Annotated in this window: 14 protein-coding genes; 12 read left to right on the forward strand and 2 right to left on the reverse strand. The window is 62.0% G+C overall.

Features of this window, described 5'->3' with window-relative positions; translation table 11 throughout:
* Position 1: 1 nt before the first annotated feature.
* The 12 genes from tssF (at position 2) to ATC00_RS19830 (ending at position 15,618) form a co-directional block, all read left to right on the forward strand.
* Entirely contained in the window at positions 2-1,876 is a 1,875-nt protein-coding gene (gene tssF / locus ATC00_RS19775) for a type VI secretion system baseplate subunit TssF (protein WP_037382683.1), read from the forward strand.
* The gene (tssG, locus tag ATC00_RS19780; RefSeq protein WP_064254057.1) at positions 1,840-2,907 is read left to right on the forward strand and encodes a type VI secretion system baseplate subunit TssG; all 1,068 of its coding nucleotides are present in this window, start codon (positions 1,840-1,842) and stop codon (positions 2,905-2,907) included. The genes tssF and tssG overlap by 37 nt, the downstream gene beginning before the upstream one ends.
* Positions 2,901-4,148 carry a type VI secretion system-associated FHA domain protein TagH gene (tagH, locus tag ATC00_RS19785; protein WP_064254058.1) on the forward strand — a complete coding sequence of 416 codons (1,248 nt, stop codon included), beginning with the start codon at positions 2,901-2,903 and terminating at the stop codon, positions 4,146-4,148. The genes tssG and tagH overlap by 7 nt, the downstream gene beginning before the upstream one ends.
* A complete protein-coding gene (tssJ, locus tag ATC00_RS19790; RefSeq protein ID WP_037382678.1) occupies positions 4,148-4,606 on the forward strand; it encodes a type VI secretion system lipoprotein TssJ in 459 nt (152 codons plus the stop codon). The genes tagH and tssJ overlap by 1 nt, the downstream gene beginning before the upstream one ends.
* Before the next feature lie 16 nt (positions 4,607-4,622).
* Positions 4,623-5,957, forward strand: coding sequence for a type VI secretion system baseplate subunit TssK (tssK, locus tag ATC00_RS19795; RefSeq protein WP_064254059.1), 1,335 nt, complete (start codon positions 4,623-4,625; stop codon positions 5,955-5,957).
* A 4-nt stretch (positions 5,958-5,961) separates the two neighbouring features.
* Positions 5,962-7,281, forward strand: a complete 1,320-nt coding sequence (gene icmH, locus ATC00_RS19800; protein ID WP_064254060.1) for a type IVB secretion system protein IcmH/DotU — start codon at positions 5,962-5,964, stop codon at positions 7,279-7,281.
* 1 nt (position 7,282) lies between these two features.
* The gene (gene tssM / locus ATC00_RS19805) at positions 7,283-10,810 is read left to right on the forward strand and encodes a type VI secretion system membrane subunit TssM (RefSeq protein ID WP_064254061.1); all 3,528 of its coding nucleotides are present in this window, start codon (positions 7,283-7,285) and stop codon (positions 10,808-10,810) included.
* Positions 10,792-11,337 (forward strand): type VI secretion system-associated protein TagF, encoded by a 546-nt coding sequence (tagF, locus tag ATC00_RS19810; RefSeq protein ID WP_064254062.1) that lies wholly within the window; start codon positions 10,792-10,794, stop codon positions 11,335-11,337. Before tssM ends, tagF begins: the two co-directional genes overlap by 19 nt.
* Positions 11,337-12,437 carry a DUF2169 family type VI secretion system accessory protein gene (locus ATC00_RS19815; protein WP_064254063.1) on the forward strand — a complete coding sequence of 367 codons (1,101 nt, stop codon included), beginning with the start codon at positions 11,337-11,339 and terminating at the stop codon, positions 12,435-12,437. Before tagF ends, ATC00_RS19815 begins: the two co-directional genes overlap by 1 nt.
* Entirely contained in the window at positions 12,434-13,465 is a 1,032-nt protein-coding gene (locus ATC00_RS19820; protein ID WP_064254064.1) for a 3-oxoacyl-ACP synthase, read from the forward strand. The genes ATC00_RS19815 and ATC00_RS19820 overlap by 4 nt, the downstream gene beginning before the upstream one ends.
* A gap of 5 nt (positions 13,466-13,470) precedes the next feature.
* The gene (locus tag ATC00_RS19825) at positions 13,471-14,445 is read left to right on the forward strand and encodes a PAAR-like domain-containing protein (RefSeq protein WP_037382670.1); all 975 of its coding nucleotides are present in this window, start codon (positions 13,471-13,473) and stop codon (positions 14,443-14,445) included.
* A 117-nt stretch (positions 14,446-14,562) separates the two neighbouring features.
* Positions 14,563-15,618, forward strand: coding sequence for a hypothetical protein (locus ATC00_RS19830; RefSeq protein ID WP_234782363.1), 1,056 nt, complete (start codon positions 14,563-14,565; stop codon positions 15,616-15,618).
* Positions 15,619-15,626: 8 nt separating this feature from the next.
* On the opposite strand, the gene ATC00_RS19835 is transcribed toward ATC00_RS19830, so the two are convergent.
* Both ATC00_RS19835 and ATC00_RS19840 read right to left on the reverse strand, forming a co-directional pair.
* Entirely contained in the window at positions 15,627-15,974 is a 348-nt protein-coding gene (locus ATC00_RS19835) for a hypothetical protein (RefSeq protein WP_064254065.1), read from the reverse strand.
* Positions 15,974-16,399: a DUF6484 domain-containing protein gene (locus ATC00_RS19840; protein WP_026186894.1), complete on the reverse strand. Its 426-nt coding sequence runs from the start codon at positions 16,397-16,399 to the stop codon at positions 15,974-15,976. The genes ATC00_RS19835 and ATC00_RS19840 overlap by 1 nt, the downstream gene beginning before the upstream one ends.
* Positions 16,400-16,409: the final 10 nt, after the last annotated feature.

Here is a 16,409-nt window from a genome sequence, read left to right on the forward strand (position 1 = left end):
CATGGATCGAGTCTTCCTGGAATATTATGAGGAAGAACTCACACATATCCGCGCGCTCGCCGCAGAGTTTGCGGACATGCATCCCTCGATCGCCCGCAATCTTTCCCTCGATACGGTCCCCTGTCCCGATCCCTATGTCGAACGCCTGCTCGACGGTGTGGCCTATCTTGCCGCTCGCACCCGCCAGAAAGTGGATGCCGAGAGCGCACGTTTCTCCCGAAGCGTGCTCGAGAATTTCTATCCCGATCTCGTCTGCCCCGCGCCGGCAATCGGTATGGCTTTGCTGAAGCCCGGCCAGCAGGTCCAAACAATGGCTGCGGGGCACCTCGTAAAGCGAGGGACACGGCTGATTTCGAGTGCCCGGCCCGGAATTTCGACACGATGCATTTACACCACAGCACAGGACGTGGTTCTCTGGCCGCTCACGATAAGCTCGGCCACCTACATCCAGGATCGAAGCGCCCTCGCGGCGGCCGGAATAGGCCCGATCGGCGGACAATCCGGCGTGGCCGCGTTGAGCATCGTTTTCAGTCGAACCGGCAAAGGCAGACTCAGCGATTTGTCGCTCGATCACCTCGATCTCTATTTCGCTGAAAAGAGCAAGGCACCCTCGCTTTTCGATACGATCTTCGGTGCCTGTTGTGCCACCGGCGCTCGCCCGGAAGGCCGTGATAATCCGCTGAGCGCACTCGCCGAACCGGAGATGGTCGGAATCTCGGACGACGAGGCGCTTTTGCCGCGCACGCGCGAAACTTTCGAGGGCTACAGGCTTCTGCGCGAATACTTCGTCGCGCCAGAGAGATTCCACTATGTGCGGGTGAGAAGGCTGCAACCGGTCGTTCGTCGCTGTGGGGCTTTGCTTGAACTGGTGTTTCTCCTGCGGCGTCCCGCCCCCGAGCTCGCTAATATGGCGACAACTGATCTCGAGCTTTTCGCAACGCCAATCATCAATTTGTTCGAACGCAACTGTAACGTCATCGAACTCGATCCGAGGCGCACACGACAGGTGCTCCATGTCGATCGGACCCGTCCAAGCGATTTCGAAATCTACCGCCCAGTCCATGTCGAAGATGCTGACGTCGGTGGGCCGGACGCCGAGATCTCGGCGCTCTTCAGCTTGGGCCAGAATCGTGGAAGCGGCTTTGTGTATTTTACGGAACGCCGCCCGCGGCGACCGAACGAGGACGAGCTGCGCCAGGGACAAACCCGAACCTCCTATAGTGGTGACGATGTCTTCGTGACGCTTTCGCGTCCGTCCCACGCGAAGGCGGCGCGGCCACCGAAACGAATCGAGGTAACGGCGCTCTGCACAAATCGTGACCTGCCTATCTTGGACGACACACCGTCGCTCTCCCTCGAAAGCGGCGATCCGGTCGAGAGTATCCGGCTTCTCGGAGCAGTGCGCCCGCCGGTGCCTTCCATTCCGGCCGCGCTTCCGGCCGGAGCTGTGGATGCCACACGAGCTGATGAACTAGCCTGGAGGCTTGTGGCGCAGCTCTCGCTCAATTTTCTCAGCCTGGCAGAGGAAGGCCGCGGGGTGGACCCGCTTCACGCCATACTTGAGCTTTACGCGCACCGCGGAGATCCGAGCCTCAGCCGGCATGTACGCGCGATTGCACGAGTGGAGTCGCGCTCTGTGATCGAACGCCTCCCCATTCCGGGTCCGATGTGCTTCGGGCGAGGCACCGAGATTACGCTTCATATCGATCAGACTGTGCTTGCCGGGCACAGCGCGTTGTTACTCTCCGGCCTGCTGTCAAAGCTTTTTTCCCGCTATGCATCTATCAATGCGTTCGTGCGAACCCGCGCGCGAGTGATCCAGAAGCAGGAGGATGTGCCATGGCCAATGACGCCGGGCAATCGCAACCTGATCTGAGTAAGGACGCCAAGCCGCTCCCGACGGAGTTCGACTTTTTCGAGCTCCTCAGGCGCCTGGAAGAGGGCGGAAGGTTCTTCGGCCAAGCCGGCCGACCGGATCGGGAGCCAGCACGGCTTGGACAGCATGTGCGGCTCGGCTTCGCGGTACAGGACGTCACAAACGTTGAAATGGCAACCGAAAAGGCGCCAGCCCGGGTTACAGTGACAAATATCGGGTTACTCGGACCAGAAGGTCCGATGCCCCTCTACTTGACGCGTTGGGTACTGGATCGTCTTTCGCAGCGCTGGTTCGCAACGGCCGACATGCGTGAGATCAGCGATACGACCTTTCTCGACTTTGTGAATGTTCTCCAGCATCGAATGATTGCGCTCTTTTACCGCGCGTGGGCGGACGCTCATCCGGCCGTGCAGGTCGGGCGTCCGGGCGGCGGGCGCATTCGCGCACTACGGGCGGCATTGGCAGGTCTTGGCCTCAGTGGACAAGGACACAGTGAGCCTTCCGTGATTGATCAAACCAAGCTGCGTCATGCGCCTGCGCTCGCCAATCAAATAGAAGGGCCCGAGAGACTCACTCGATTTCTTGTCGATCTCTTAAAGGTCCCGGTTCGCCTTCGGGAATTTGTCGGCACCTGGAGCACGATACCGGCGCGGCTTCAGTCCCGACTTGCCGACGCCCATGTTCGACTTGGCCGAAGTGCCACAATCGGCCCGCGCATCTTCCAACGCCAGCAGAGAATAGAACTTTGCCTGGGGCCGCTGACGCTTGCCGACTACATCGCCTTCCTCCCCGGCACCGAACGGCGCGAAACTTTGAAAACGGCGATCGGGGACCTGGTGGGATACGGGCTCGACGTCGACGTCAGGCTCGTGCTCAAGCGAGACGAGGTTCCTCCGGCACGATTGGGAGAAGCGCGGATCGGGCACACGGCGTGGGTCGCTCCACGGAAAGATCGCAGTGACGCAGAAGATCTATGCATGCGCACGGTCAATGGCTGGCGGCCCGGAATGCTGGAGGCTGCCGAATGCTGATCCTTACTCTCGAGCAATCGCCCCAGCTGCAAGCCGTTCGCCAGATGAGCCTCGTCGAGGGCGAGCTTGTCATTGGACGCAGCGCGGAGGCCGATTGGCGGCTGGATGATCCCGACATGTATGTCTCGAGGGCTCATTGCACGATCAAATGCGTTCGCGGTCAGTATCTCGTGACCGACACCTCAAGCGGCGGGCTGTTCATCGACGGCTCGCGAACACCGCTCGGGGCGGGGAATTCCGCCGCACTGCATGATGGGGCACGGCTGCAACTCGGCAATTATGTCATCCGCGTCGACGTTCAAGCCACTCCTGTGGAGCGGGTTCCTGAACAGACGGCGTCGCCGCCCATAGGCTTTGAGAAGGACACGTTCTTCTCCGAGCGCAGCGAGCCGCCGCCACCTCCCCAACGGCCGACCGGCTTGCCGGATCCATTCGAACAACCCGCCGAAACGCCACACGAAAGTCATGCAGTAAAACGCCCACCGATGTTTGACGATCCATTCAGCCTTGATCCTGTATCGGCATCGGGCCAACACGAGCAGTCCTGGGATTTTCCATGGTCGAGCCCACCACCGCAGCCGGCCGTCTTTGAAACCCAGGCCGCGGCGACACCCGTGCCGGAGCAGCATGCGAAGCCGGCCCCGACGGTGGCGGCTCCCTCCGAGCTCGAACTGCGGGAAGCCTTCCTGCGCGGGCTGGGGCTGAGCGCCGAAGAGTTTCCGGCCTCCGACCCGGCCGCCCAGATGGAGAATTTCGGCCGAGAGTATCGGATGATGCTTGAAGGACTGATGCATCTCCTGCGCAAGCGTGCCGAGGAAAAGAACGAGGCAAGGGTCGTTCAGACCGTCGTCGGAGCATCCGATGTCAACCCTCTCAAATTCCTGCCCACGGTGGACGACGTTATTGCGACTTTTCTGGCCCAGCGCAGCGTGGGCTTTCTTCCTCCTCAGGCAGCGATCAGCGGTTCCATCCGCGACCTCGCCCACCATCATGTGAGAACATGGCGCGGCGTCCAGGCGGCGCTTGCGAGAATGATCGAGCGCTTCGATCCGGCGGCGCTCGAGGGCGAGCTGAAATCGCGCTCAGCGCTGGACGCCCTGCTCGCCGGTGGACGGCGGGCGAAACTCTGGGAGCTTTATGAGAACCGCTATCGAGAAATTGCCAAGAGCGCGACAACGCGCTTCCTCGGCGAGATCGGTAGCGACTTTCGGGATGGTTATGAAGAGAGGGAGAACGACTGATGCTGCATCGACGCGACTTTCTCATGGTGATGGGCGCGACAGGCCTGATTTCGGGCTGCATGAGTGGTCCGCCGAAATCCTCAACCGTGACCGTTGCGGCGGTGGGACAGGCGGGCATGAATCTTGCCGCCGACGGCGGAGAGCGTCCAGTCACCCTCTTGATCCTCAGGCTCAAGGATGTTGGAAAATTCAACGCTGCGGATAGCTTTGCTCTGCAAGATCCGGCTACCGCACTCGGCGCAGACCTTGTCGGGTCTGATCAACTGACGATTGCCCCCGGCAAGACCGCCTCAAAGACGGTCGCGTTTCCCACCGACGCCACCTACCTCGGTGTTGTCGCTCTGTTCCGAGAACCTGGTGGTCGCACCTGGCGAAGGACCGCCCCGATCAAACCCGAATCGAGTGTGACGGCGAAAGTAATCCTCAACCGCGGCGGTATGACGCTCGCGCTCGCCTGAATGGAGGGCGTTCAGCATGACGGACGCGAACAAGGTGGTATGGCTGGAGGGACTCTTCCTCCGCACGCAGCATTTTCAGCAGCAGGATCGTTATACCGAAGGCTTGATGCGAGGCGCGCTGCAAGCCGGTCGGCTCCAGACCTTCGGCTTCGCATCTCTCACGCTCGATGCCGCACAACTCGAAGCCGGACGGGTCGCCGTGGCGTCGGCGCGGGGCATTTTTCCGGACGGCACCCCGTTCGCGATACCTGAAACGATGGACGCCCCCACACCGCTTGCAATAACGCGCGACATGGGCGCCGGTGCGGTGCAGCTCGCTCTGCCGGTGGAGCCTCTTGGCGAAGCGAGCTTCGATCCTGCTCACCGGGAACCGACAGGAGCGCGATATCGGGGGCGGATCGAGTGGATCCGCGACGCCGTCCATGGCGGCGCCGATCCTGAAGAGATCGAGATCGCCCGACCGCAAGCCCTGCTTCTATCGCCGGCTCAGGCGGCGGGCGGCTACACGGCAATGCCTGTGACGAGCGTCAACGGACTGCTCGCCGATGGAAGCGTTGCGGTCGCTGAAAACTTCCTGCCGCCGGCGCTGACGACCGGTGCTGTGCCCTTTTACGGCAAGCTCCTGCAGGAGGTAATTACCGGCCTCGACCGCATCGCGGAAGCGCATGGAAAGATGGTGCTCGGCGGCGCCGGCCGCAGCGTGGAAAATCTGCTAGTGCTCGATCTCGCCAACACGGCTCGACCCCGATTGGCGCACATGCTTCCACAGGAGGTCTTTCATCCAGCCGAGCTTTTTCTCGAGCTCAGCGGCCTGGCTGGACGAATGGCGACCTACGGATCAGGTTCAAGGCGACTGACGGAGCTTCCAACTTACGAGCATATGGCGCCTGGCCCCGCCTTTGCCGCGCTGGCAGACACCTTGCGGTCTCTTATTTTGAGTTTGCGTTATGTCGAGCCGAAGTCGCGGGCGCTGCCCGTCGTGAAGCATGCGACCAATGTATGGAAGGTACGCATCGACAACCCCGAACTGCTGACGACGAGCCGCATCGTTATACGCGTCGGATGCGATGTCTCCGAGGAAGCGCTCCGCAAGATCTTTGTCGACCAGGTGACCGTCGGTGCCGCGGACGAATTCGAGGCGCTGTGGAAGTCTCGACTCCCTGGCATACGCCTCAAGCCCCTTCACTCGCAGCCGCGGGAAATCCCATATGACGGGGACCGACTCTGCCTGGAGCTGGATCAGCGCAGCGAGCATTGGGAATCACTTCTGCGCTCGCCCGGCTTCGTGATTGGCGTCTCCGGTATTTTGCCCAGCGAGCCGCAAGTAGACTGCTATTCGGTCAGCAGGTAGCGCCATGGCAAGTGAGGACCCATTCGGCCTTTCGGAAGATCAGGGCCGCACGCGTATCCGTCCGCCGCCGGGGGCGATACGGACAATCCCGACCGGCCCCTTGACGAGGCGCGCGCGATACCATCCCAACACGCTGATCAATGCCTTCGCCATGCTGCTGGAGTTTGCGCCGGAGCTTGAGAATGCCTTACCGCCGGGCAACCCCGAAGCGCTCAGAACAAGGCTGATGGAGGAGCTGGTCACGGCGCGCGATGCCGCCGTGGCCTCCGGAGCGACCCTCGCACGGGCAGACGCGGCCGCCTGGGCCGTCGCCTCACTTCTCGATGACCTGGCGCTCAACACGCCCTGGGGAGGCTCCAGCGCGTGGCCGCGCCAGCCTCTCGTCGTCATGCTTCGCGGCGACGTGGATGCGGGCGCACAGTTCTTCGCCCGGTTGGAGGAGCTGGAACGCCATCCCGGCCGCGACCGTGAACTGCTCGAGCTGCACTACTTCTGCCTGGCGCTCGGCTTCCGGGGCAAATATCGCGTTCCGGGCCGTGCAGGCGATCGTTCTTTGAACGCCGTGCGCGCCGCAGCTGCCCGCTTCCTGCGAGACGCGGACGGCGAGAATTCGAAGCTCTCGCCCCGGTGGGAGGGCGTCATGGCAGCCGACGAACCGTCCCGCTTTGCCATTCCGATCTGGGTGCTCGCAGTCGTGGCGGTGATGCTAGCGACTGCATTTTACGTACCGCTATCGATGCGGCTGGGTGCGAAGGCGGAGGAACTGGCGACCCTCGTTCGGGCGTTGCCGCCGCCCGAACGGGCCGAAATCTACCGACCGAACAAGCGCACGCCAGCGCCGGATGCGCCACCTGTGCAACCGGTCCTCTTCGAGCTCTTGCCCGAGTTTCGGACCGCGGCGCCCGCAGCGCTGCGGCCTGCCTTGAAGGGAAATGAAACCGCCTCTTCGGTCACACTCCTGCTTCAATCCAGCAATCCGGAGCTTTTTCAGTCTGCCCGGGCCGAATTGACGAAAAGCTTCGAACCGCTCGTCGCCTCAATTGCCGCTGTTCTCAAGGACAATGCTGAACTGATCGGAAGTGTCACGATCGTCGGCCACACCGACAATGTTCCACTGCAGGCTACCAATCCCTTGGCAAACAACCAGCGCCTGTCCGAAGCCCGCGCCGCGACGATTGCCGCTTTGCTGGTCGCCAGCGGCGTGCCGGCCGAAAGCCTGCGCTCGGAAGGACGTGCGGCGACGCAACCCCTGGCCAAGAACGATACGCGCGAAGGTCGAGCCGCCAATCGCAGGATCGAGCTTCTAATCACAAAGAGGCTCTGAGATGAAGTTCTTCCGATTTCTCTGGGCCGTCCTTACCTCGCGCTGGCTCTGGACTTTCATCGGCCTGATCCTGCTGTCACTGATCATCTGGATATTCGGCCCGATCGTCAGTGTCGGAGAGAGCGCTCCGTTGGCATCGGAGATGTTGCGGCTGATCGTGATCGGCGTTCTGCTCCTTCTGTTTCTCATCTGGTGGATCGCGGCTCAGCGCCGGGCAATCCGTGCCAATCGTATCTTCGTATCGGAAATCGCGGCTCAACCGGAAGCGCCACCGAGTCCGGCAGAAGATGGCATTGCCGCCGTGGGCGCAAAATTTCGGGAGGTGATGAGCGAACTGAAGCGTCGCAAAGTGGGGGGTCGGAAGTTTCTGAGGGAAATGCCCTGGTACGTGATTATAGGCCCGCCGGCGACCGGCAAGACCACTGCGTTGCGGCAGTCGGGACTGAGTTTCCCTATCGACCTCACCGACGATTTGCACGGGGTCGGCGGGACCCGCAACTGCGACTGGTTCTTCTCGGAAGAGGCCGTACTGATCGATACCGCCGGGCGCTACGTTCAACAGGAGAGCCAGCCCGAGGTCGACGCAGCCGAATGGCTGGGCTTCCTCGATCTTCTGAAGAAGCACCGGGGCCGTCGCGCCTTGAACGGCGTAATCGTGGCGCTCTCTGTCGAGACGCTTTCGGAAGGCGATGCGGCCATCCGCGCACATGGCCGCCAAATCCGCAAACGACTGACCGAGCTTCAGGAACACCTGAAGATCCGCTTGCCAGTCTATCTGATGCTGACCAAGGCGGATCTGATAAAGGGCTTCGAGACCCTCTTCGGGGGGCTCTCGACCGCCGATCGCGAGCAGGTGTGGGGAGCAACCTTCCCGCCTGGGGCACGCATCGACGGCAGTGACGTCTCACGGGAATTCGCGGCGCTGACCGGTGTACTGGAACGGCGCCTCATTCCGCGTCTCGAAGACGAGGAGAACCTTGCCGCCCGGGCGGAGATATTCCGTTTCCCCGCTCAGGTCGAGACCCTTTCCGAGCCGGTTCGTGTTCTAGTCGAAACCGTGTTCGGTGAAAGCCGCTACGCGGAAAGCGCCTGGTTGCGCGGTATCTATCTTACCTCCGCAACGCAGGAAGGTACGGCAATCGATCGGCTGACGGCCGCTCTCGCATCCTCCTTCGGCCTGCCGGCACAGCCGGTATCCCCCATTCCGCATACCGAGAAGCGCAGCTTTTTCCTCAAGGAATTGCTTTCGAAAGTAATCTTCAAGGAAGCGGGGCTCGGGACTTTCGATCCCGCCGCAGAAGAACGGCGTATCTGGATATGGCGCGGCGCCGTTGTAGCCGCAGCCGGATTGGTGCTCGTCGCCGGTCTGATCTTCACGATCTCCTATCGAAAGAATTACGCGGCTCTTGCTGCCCAAGCAGAACAGCTCGAGGCTTTGCAACTCCCGCTCACCCCGGTTGCTGCACGTCAGGCGCCACTTGAACCGCTCGATCTCGACATGGCGCTCGAGGCTGTCACCGAGGTTTCGAATGCCCGTAGCGAGCCGCCGGCTGGAGTTGCGGCCTTGATCGGCCCTTCCGCCGCAACCGAGATCAGGCAGGCTCAGGCTGACGCCTATCACCGCACTTTACGCAATATACTGGAACCGCGAATGGTTGCGCTGCTCGAGGCAACGATGTGGCGCCAGATCCGCGACCCGGAATTCCAGCTCGGCGCACTTAAGACGTATCGCATGATGACCGGGCTATCGCCGATGGACTCCGAATTCGCCGAGCAGTGGTGGACGGACCGATTGCCTGAATTCGCGCCCGTGCCGCCATTCCGGACCGAGATGGCTGCCGATCATCAACTCGCCGCGATCGCCAATATGGCTGCGGATCAAAGTCTGATCTCTCCCGATGAGGCGCTGGTAGGCGAAGCATTGCGCAGTATCTGCTCGATTCCACTGCCAGTGCGCGCCTATAACGCACTGCTCTCCGATTCGGAGGTTAGGGCGCTGAAGGAATGGATCCCCGCGGATCATGTCGGCCCGAACGGACCGAAGGTTCTCGCTCGCCGCTCGGAGAAGACCTTTAGAGTAGGCATCAGCGGGGCCTTCACCTATGACGGCTTCCATAACGTGATCCTCGCCAGGCTGGAGGACGTGGCCGCGCAGGCCGCGCTCGATCGTTCCGTCTTTGCCGGCGGCTGCTCGGAAAGCGCTAGCCCATCGGTCGCTTCGCTTGCCCAGGATATTCTTAAGCTCTATTACGACGACTACATCTCGCAGTGGGACAGCTTCCTACGCGATGTTCGGCTCGCCCAACTGGGAGACCTGCAGACGGCAAGCGAGAATCTCAAGGATCTCTCCAGCGCGGACTCCTCGATGAAGCGGCTGCTGAACGCCGTCGTGCATGAGACGGAACTTACCCGTTCCGAAGCCGACGGTGGCGGCAAGGCACCAGCCGGAGCATCCAAGCTCCTATCGAAGCTTGGCAAGATCGGCAAGCTCGCCAAAAAAGGCGTGAAGCTGATGCCCACTCCGGGCTCTAAGTCTGAAGTGGATCTCTCGGGCGCATTGGTCGCCGAGCATTTCAAGCCGATCAAGGGCGCAATCGCCGAGGTCGACGGCCAACCTCCAGCACTCGACGATGCGATCGCGGCCCTGACTGCGCTTTCGAACATGCTGCAGACCGTGTCGGCAAGCCCTGATGCCCAAGATGCAATCAAGCGACAAGGCGGCTTGGCCGAACTGACGGGGGCTGTCGCAAAGCAGGCCTCGACCCTGCCCGACCCGCTCGACGATTGGCTGGCGGGCATCGCCGGGGACACGAGCGGTCTCACAACGGAGGCGGTGACCTCGGAACTCAATGCCATCTGGCGCGCCGACGTGCTGCCCTTCTGCCAAGCCGCACTCACGAACCGCTATCCGTTCGTTCCTGAGAGCGCAATCGATGTCAACGTCGTCGACTTCGCCCGTATCTTCAGTCCCGGAGGACTGATCGACAGTTTTATAAACAATCACCTGGTCAGCTATATTGACGTAACCCGACACCCTTGGAAGTGGCGCGCCGACATCCGGCTAGATTCATCGGCTCTGGCGGCTCTGGAGCAGAGTCGGCTGATCCGTGACAGTCTCTTCCCCGGCGGCGCCGGACCGATCTTGACCTTTACACTCGAGGCAAAGGACCTTTCGCCGACCGTTGGCCGCGTAACACTGAACGTCGATGGACAGAGTCTCTCCTATTACAACAACCCAACCCGACCGCAGCCGATGACTTGGCCAGGAAAGGACGGAACCGGCGTTATCACCCTTGCCTTCCAGCCGATCGACGGTTCGCCGGAGGTCATGGTCAGCGAGACGGGAAGCTGGGCACTACTGCGGATGCTGCGTGCCGGCCGCTTGACCAGGACCGAACTTCCGGAACTCTACCGGCTGCGGCTTGCAGCTCAAGGTCATTACGCTGACTTTGAACTCCGGGCCGCGAGCGTTGCTAATCCATATGACCTGAAAATGTTCGCGAGGTTTACGTGTCCGACGCGGCTTTGACCCTGCCGGGATTCTTCGGGAAGCTCCCGTCGACCGGAGACTTCGTCACGCGCGGCCTACCGGCCTCGTTCGTTAGCGCATGGGATCGCTGGATCAGCCGACATCTGGTTCACCGATTTTCGCACAATTCACCGCAGGCGCACCCCGTTCTGCGGTTCCTCGTCGGGCGCGAGGTCTTCGGGCCCATGACCGGCGTTGTGATGGCCAGCACCGACCGTGCGGGTCGGCCGTTTCCGCTGACGATTGCTGCGGCACCTCCGGTTGCAGCAAGCGATATTGCGACTGCTGCTCATGAGTGGTTCGATGCGCTGGAGGCAGCTGGAACATCGGCCTGCGCGGGTCAACTCGACGGCGACGGCCTCGCCGCCCACCTAAGCTCGCTTCCCTTTCCAGCGCTCCCGGCCAAGGGCAACCTGGTCCGGCGCATGGTGTTCTGGGTTCGGGGGTCCGAACCGATTGAGGTCAATCCGGACGAACCCGAACTGACCCTCCGCGAACTCCTTTGCGCAGATCTGAGGTCCGGCTGATGCAGATCTGGAACCAGACCGGCTTCCCGACTGAATTCACGATGGCCATGGACAAGGCCGGGCACGAGTACATCCTCATCGTCGTCAAGGGGACATTCGACTTCCCCGAGACGCCGGGCGGTCCTTTGCGCAAATCATCCGAGCAGGTGCCGCTGGTGATGGCCGACAGTCATACCGGCAAACCGGGTTTTTCGGCCACTCTCTGGGAGACGGACTTCGCCTTCCGCAAGCCGCTCTGCGACGTAATCGCCAATGGGTGCGCCTATGCGCCGGGGGCGCGTCCCGCCGAGCGTGTCCGGGTCGGGATCAAGCTTGGTGACTGGTCAAAGGCCTTCGACGTGGTGGGGGAGCGCGAATGGCGCGCGCGCGGGCCGCTCTTTGCCGCAACGGCACCGCTGCCCTTCCTTCGCCAGCCATTCTCCTACGATACGGCCTGGGGCGGCAGCGACCGCCTCGATCCCGATGACGATCTTCCCGCCAGCTACCACCTCAACCCCGTTGGCACAGGATGGGCGCGGCCGAATAACCAGCATCTTATTCCCGGACTGAAATTACCCAACACGCAAGCCATCGGCGAGGAGATCCGCTCGCCTTTCGGCGACTACCGGCCAATGAGCTTCGGGCCGTATGGACGTGGCTGGCCTGGCCGCGTCGAGCATGGCGGAACCTATGACGACAACTGGACTGAAAAAATCTTTCCCTTCCTGCCGCCGGATTTCGACGAGCGCTATTTTCAGATGGCGCCAGCCGATCAGCAGATAAACTCACCAAAGGGTGGCGAAGAGGTGGTGCTGGTGAACCTGACCCCCGCTGGCCGCGAGAGCTTTCGTCTCCCCAGCACCAGCTTGCCAATGACGCTGTTCAGGGGATCTGAGGCAACCTTCGAGAGCTCGATATTGCCCGACACTGTCTTGTTCGATCTGGAGCACCGGCGCCTTTCGCTGGTGTGGCGGGTTTCGCAGCGGATCCACCGGACAATCCTGGACTTCAGCGAATGCTGGGTTGGGCCGCCGACGCAATCCATGCTGCGGGCACGTGCGACGGGACGACGCTACATCCGCGCCAATGGGATAGAAGAAATAGAGGACGAAGCGGTTTGAGCATCCCGATCGACATCGTCTCCATCGGCATGGTGACAGCCGTCGGCCTCGACGCCCCTTCCGCTTGCGCGGCGATGCGGGCCCATCTGGACGGCTTTCAGGAGACGCGCTTTCTGGGATCTGGCGGCGATTGGCTGATCGGTGCTCCGGTGCCTTTGCCACGCAGCTGGATCGGCGAAAAGCGCATGGCCCACCTGGCGGCAGGTGCCATCTGCGAAGCCTTCGAGTCAGTGCCTGAAGCCCGCGGCAAGACCGCGCTCATTCTCTGCCTTGCCGAGGAGGGCCGACCCGGCCGCCCTGCGCCCGATGGCACGCGCCTCCTCGACTGGATTGCGCAGCTCGCGGAATGTCCACCGCACGGCCGCTCAAGGATCGTTGCCCACGGGCGCCCCTCGGGACATGTCGCCCTCGAGCAGGCGCGAAGGATGCTCACTGCCGGCGAGGCTCCTTATGTGATGATCGCCGGTGTGGACAGCTATCTGACGGCAGGGGCTGTTAGGCACTACCTCTCGGATAATCGCCTGCTGACCCTGGACAATCCAAATGGCTTTATTCCCGGCGAGGCCGCCGCCGCCGCCCTCTGCGCGCGCCGCGGGGGCGGTCTCATGCGCCTCCTCGGCCTAGGCCTTGCCCGCGAGACCGCCTACATCTACAACCACGCCGACCTGCCCTTTCGCGGCGATGGCATGACGAGCGCATACCGCGCCGCCCTCGCCGAGGCAGGCATGGAGATGAACCGCATCGGCTACCGGATATCCGACGCCATCGGCGAAAGCTATTTCTTCAAACAGTCTGCACTTGCGTCGCTGCGACTGGTCAGGGGCCATCACGGCTTCCAGGATTTCTGGAGCCCCACCGAAAGCGTCGGCAATGTCGGGGCCGCCGTAGTCCCGATGATGGCGGGAATGGCAATGACGGCAGCGCGCAAGGGTTATGATGCGGGCGAACCGGTTTTGATCGAAGCCTCGGGCGACGATGGCGCCTGCGGCGCGGCCGTGTTCACCACCGGCAAGACCAGACGGAGATAGAATAGATGACGGTTTTCGCGAACGGGCTGGAGGTGTCCTGCAAGGCGCAAGCAAACAAGGTGATCGCGGCGTTTCCCTATGTCGCTTTCACGCCGCCGCAGACCCCGGCCACTCCGCCCGGCGTGCCCGTGCCCTACCCGACGTTCGGTATGGATTCGGATACTGACAAAGGTACGAGCACGGTCAAGATTGGGGGAGAAACTGTCAACCAAAAGAACAAATCCTACTATTCAAAGTGCACCGGAGACGAGGCGGGCTGTGCGCCGAAAAAGAACATCATAACTTCGAAGATTACAGGCAAGGAATACGCGCACGCCTGGTCCAATGACGTGAAGATGGATGGGGAGCCGGTCAACCGCTTCTCGGACATTGCCTCGAACGACCACACCTCCCCGCAGGGTGGCGGACCGCCGATGATCCGCGCGGGCAGGCCGGGAACGAAGGCTAACGCCGGCATAGAATGCATGGTCGGCAGCTACGACGACATCGCCGACAAGTGCAACGAGGCAGGCGGCGAGGCACATCACATCGTGCCCGACAAGGCCTATCGCACGGGGACAAGAGACCAGGCCGACGACCCGAAGAAGCGCGTTGCCGGCGCGCCTACACTGGGCGAGGGTGTCTGCATCTGTCTATCGCCGAAGAACCACGACAAGATCCATGAAGCGGAACGCGAGGGCATGGACGCGATCGGCAAGGCGGGGGCAGTCGATGCTAAGGGCAAGCCGCTCAAGGGCGAAGCGCTAAAGAAGAAAAAGGAGCAGCTGAAGAAATCCGGCGAGTGGGGCACGGGGACCTCGGAGGAGGTCCACGACGTGGCCAAGTCCACGCTCGACGAGCTCGATCTCTCGCCGGAATGCATCCGCAAGGCAAAGCGGGCTGTCACCAAGCAATCCAAGACGCTCGACGGCGACCAGACGCTGCGGACGTCAAACGCGCTACCCAGCCGGGCCGCCAAAGGCCGCATGATGAATCGCTAGGGCATTTTGCAGGGGGGTAGAATCACCTGACGTCGCACAAATGCGGCAAAAACAAATAGGTAGAGCGGTGGCGCGAACGCATGTGAGCGCATTGCGCTCTGGGAAGGAGCGAAGCTGATGATCAGGATATGGGCGGGGCACGCAGTGTCGCGACAGCAGTTCGCGATCTCGATTGGCGAGCTAAGAGACGAAGACCCTCAGAGCATCGTCCTCATGTACAACGAAGGCCACGAGATCTTGTGGGGTTATGCGGAATTACCGCGTACGATCAAGTCGATCACCTCCATCGTCGACCCTGGCGACGGCAAGCCGGTCTTCGTTCCGATGAGCAATGAGGGAGACGTATACTTCCTGATCGGCGACATCCCGGTCGAAAAGATAGAGGGCGCCGGCGTGCTAAGCGATGACGCTGAAGGCTATGGAGCAATGTCGCGGATCGCGAGCGACAATGGCCGGCTCTATGCCTGCGGTTACGGTTCGCAGCTTTATGAGCGCCGGCAGCAGGACGACTGGGTGCGCTTGTGCGATTCCGATATGCCGGGGGTTGAGGATTGCGCCTTCTTCGGAATGGCGATCCGCCCTGGCAGCGGTCCTCTGGCGCTTTGCGGCCAGAAGCGGGTCCAGTACAACGATCCTACGGCGGAGCAACAGGCGCAGATCGACCGCGCACGCAGGAGCGGCGATCCGGATGGCGCCGATGCTCTCCAACAACGGTTCCGGACGATCCGCGTGCCGCCGTCAGCGGCGCTATACCTTCGCGATGGTGGGTGGACGGAAGCCCCGACGGACGCTCGCGGCGGCCTGAACGACTGTATCGTCATGCCCGGCGGTGACATCGTTGCGGTGGGTGACCACGGCATCATCGTGCGCGCAAGCGGTCTCAACGCAACGGAGGACCTCTCCTCCACCGGCCTGACCGACGATTTCTATACCATCAGCCCGTGGCAGGGCGAAATCGCGATCCTGAGCGAGGCGGGAATTCATGTCTTCGACACGGCGTTCGCCTACAGGCGGTCGATAGAGCTGCCCGCCGATCTTACAACGCCGAACCGCATGGAGGTAGTCGGACGCGATATCATCCTCTTCGACTATGGCGGCGTCGCTGTCTTCAAGGAGGATCGTTGGGAGCGCATACCGATTCCCGACGACATGTGGGCCCTCGCCAGCGAATAGCGCTGTCCTCAGCGTTGCAAAACCCCGTTTACCCTGAGATATTCCCTGACTTTCTCCAGGTCCAATTGCCTGATCGGGATAGGCTGTGCTGCCTTGAGCATTCGGATCACGAACAACTCGCCGGCCTCCGGGTATTCGGCGTAGCGCTCGCTGGCAATTTCCAGCCCGGCCTTTCCCGCCACGCGCAGACCGTCGAGATGCGCTTCCAATCGCTCGATCAACCGGTCGAGCCGCTCCTCGTCCATGTCGGGATTCTCATACGGATGCAGCAGATGCCAGTCGTAGACCGTCCACAGGAATGCGGCCATTTCGGCATGCTGCCGGACAATTTCGCGAAGGATGGGTACGGCGGCCATCAGTTGAGGTTCACCGATCCGCCACGAATGCGGTTTGCGGCGCTAGCGTGGCTGGTCACATAGGTGCCGCGGATGGTGATATGGCCGTCTTTTTCCATGATGATTGTCGCCTTGCCGCAGCGAAGCTCGATGCGCTCGTCGCCGGTGATGCGCACGCGCTCGCCGTCCCGAACGACATTCGGCGTCGAAGTCTTGCGCGCCGGTTCGACGATCCGGCCAACAACGAGCGGCCGTGCCGGGTCTCCGCCCTCGAAGAGCAGCGCGACTTCGGCTCCGATCGTCACGGACGTCAGGTCGGCAAGGCTGCGCGCAGGCAGTGCGGTTTCGCGGGGATTGCCAGGAAAGACTACCAGCGGTGCGCCTGCCTCAAAGCCCAGCAAAATCCCGATCACCACGCCTTCAATACGTTCCCGAGTGTCGGACATCTATGATTGC

The organism is Sinorhizobium americanum (assembly GCF_001651855.1).
GTDB classification, from domain to species: Bacteria; Pseudomonadota; Alphaproteobacteria; order Rhizobiales; family Rhizobiaceae; genus Sinorhizobium; species Sinorhizobium americanum.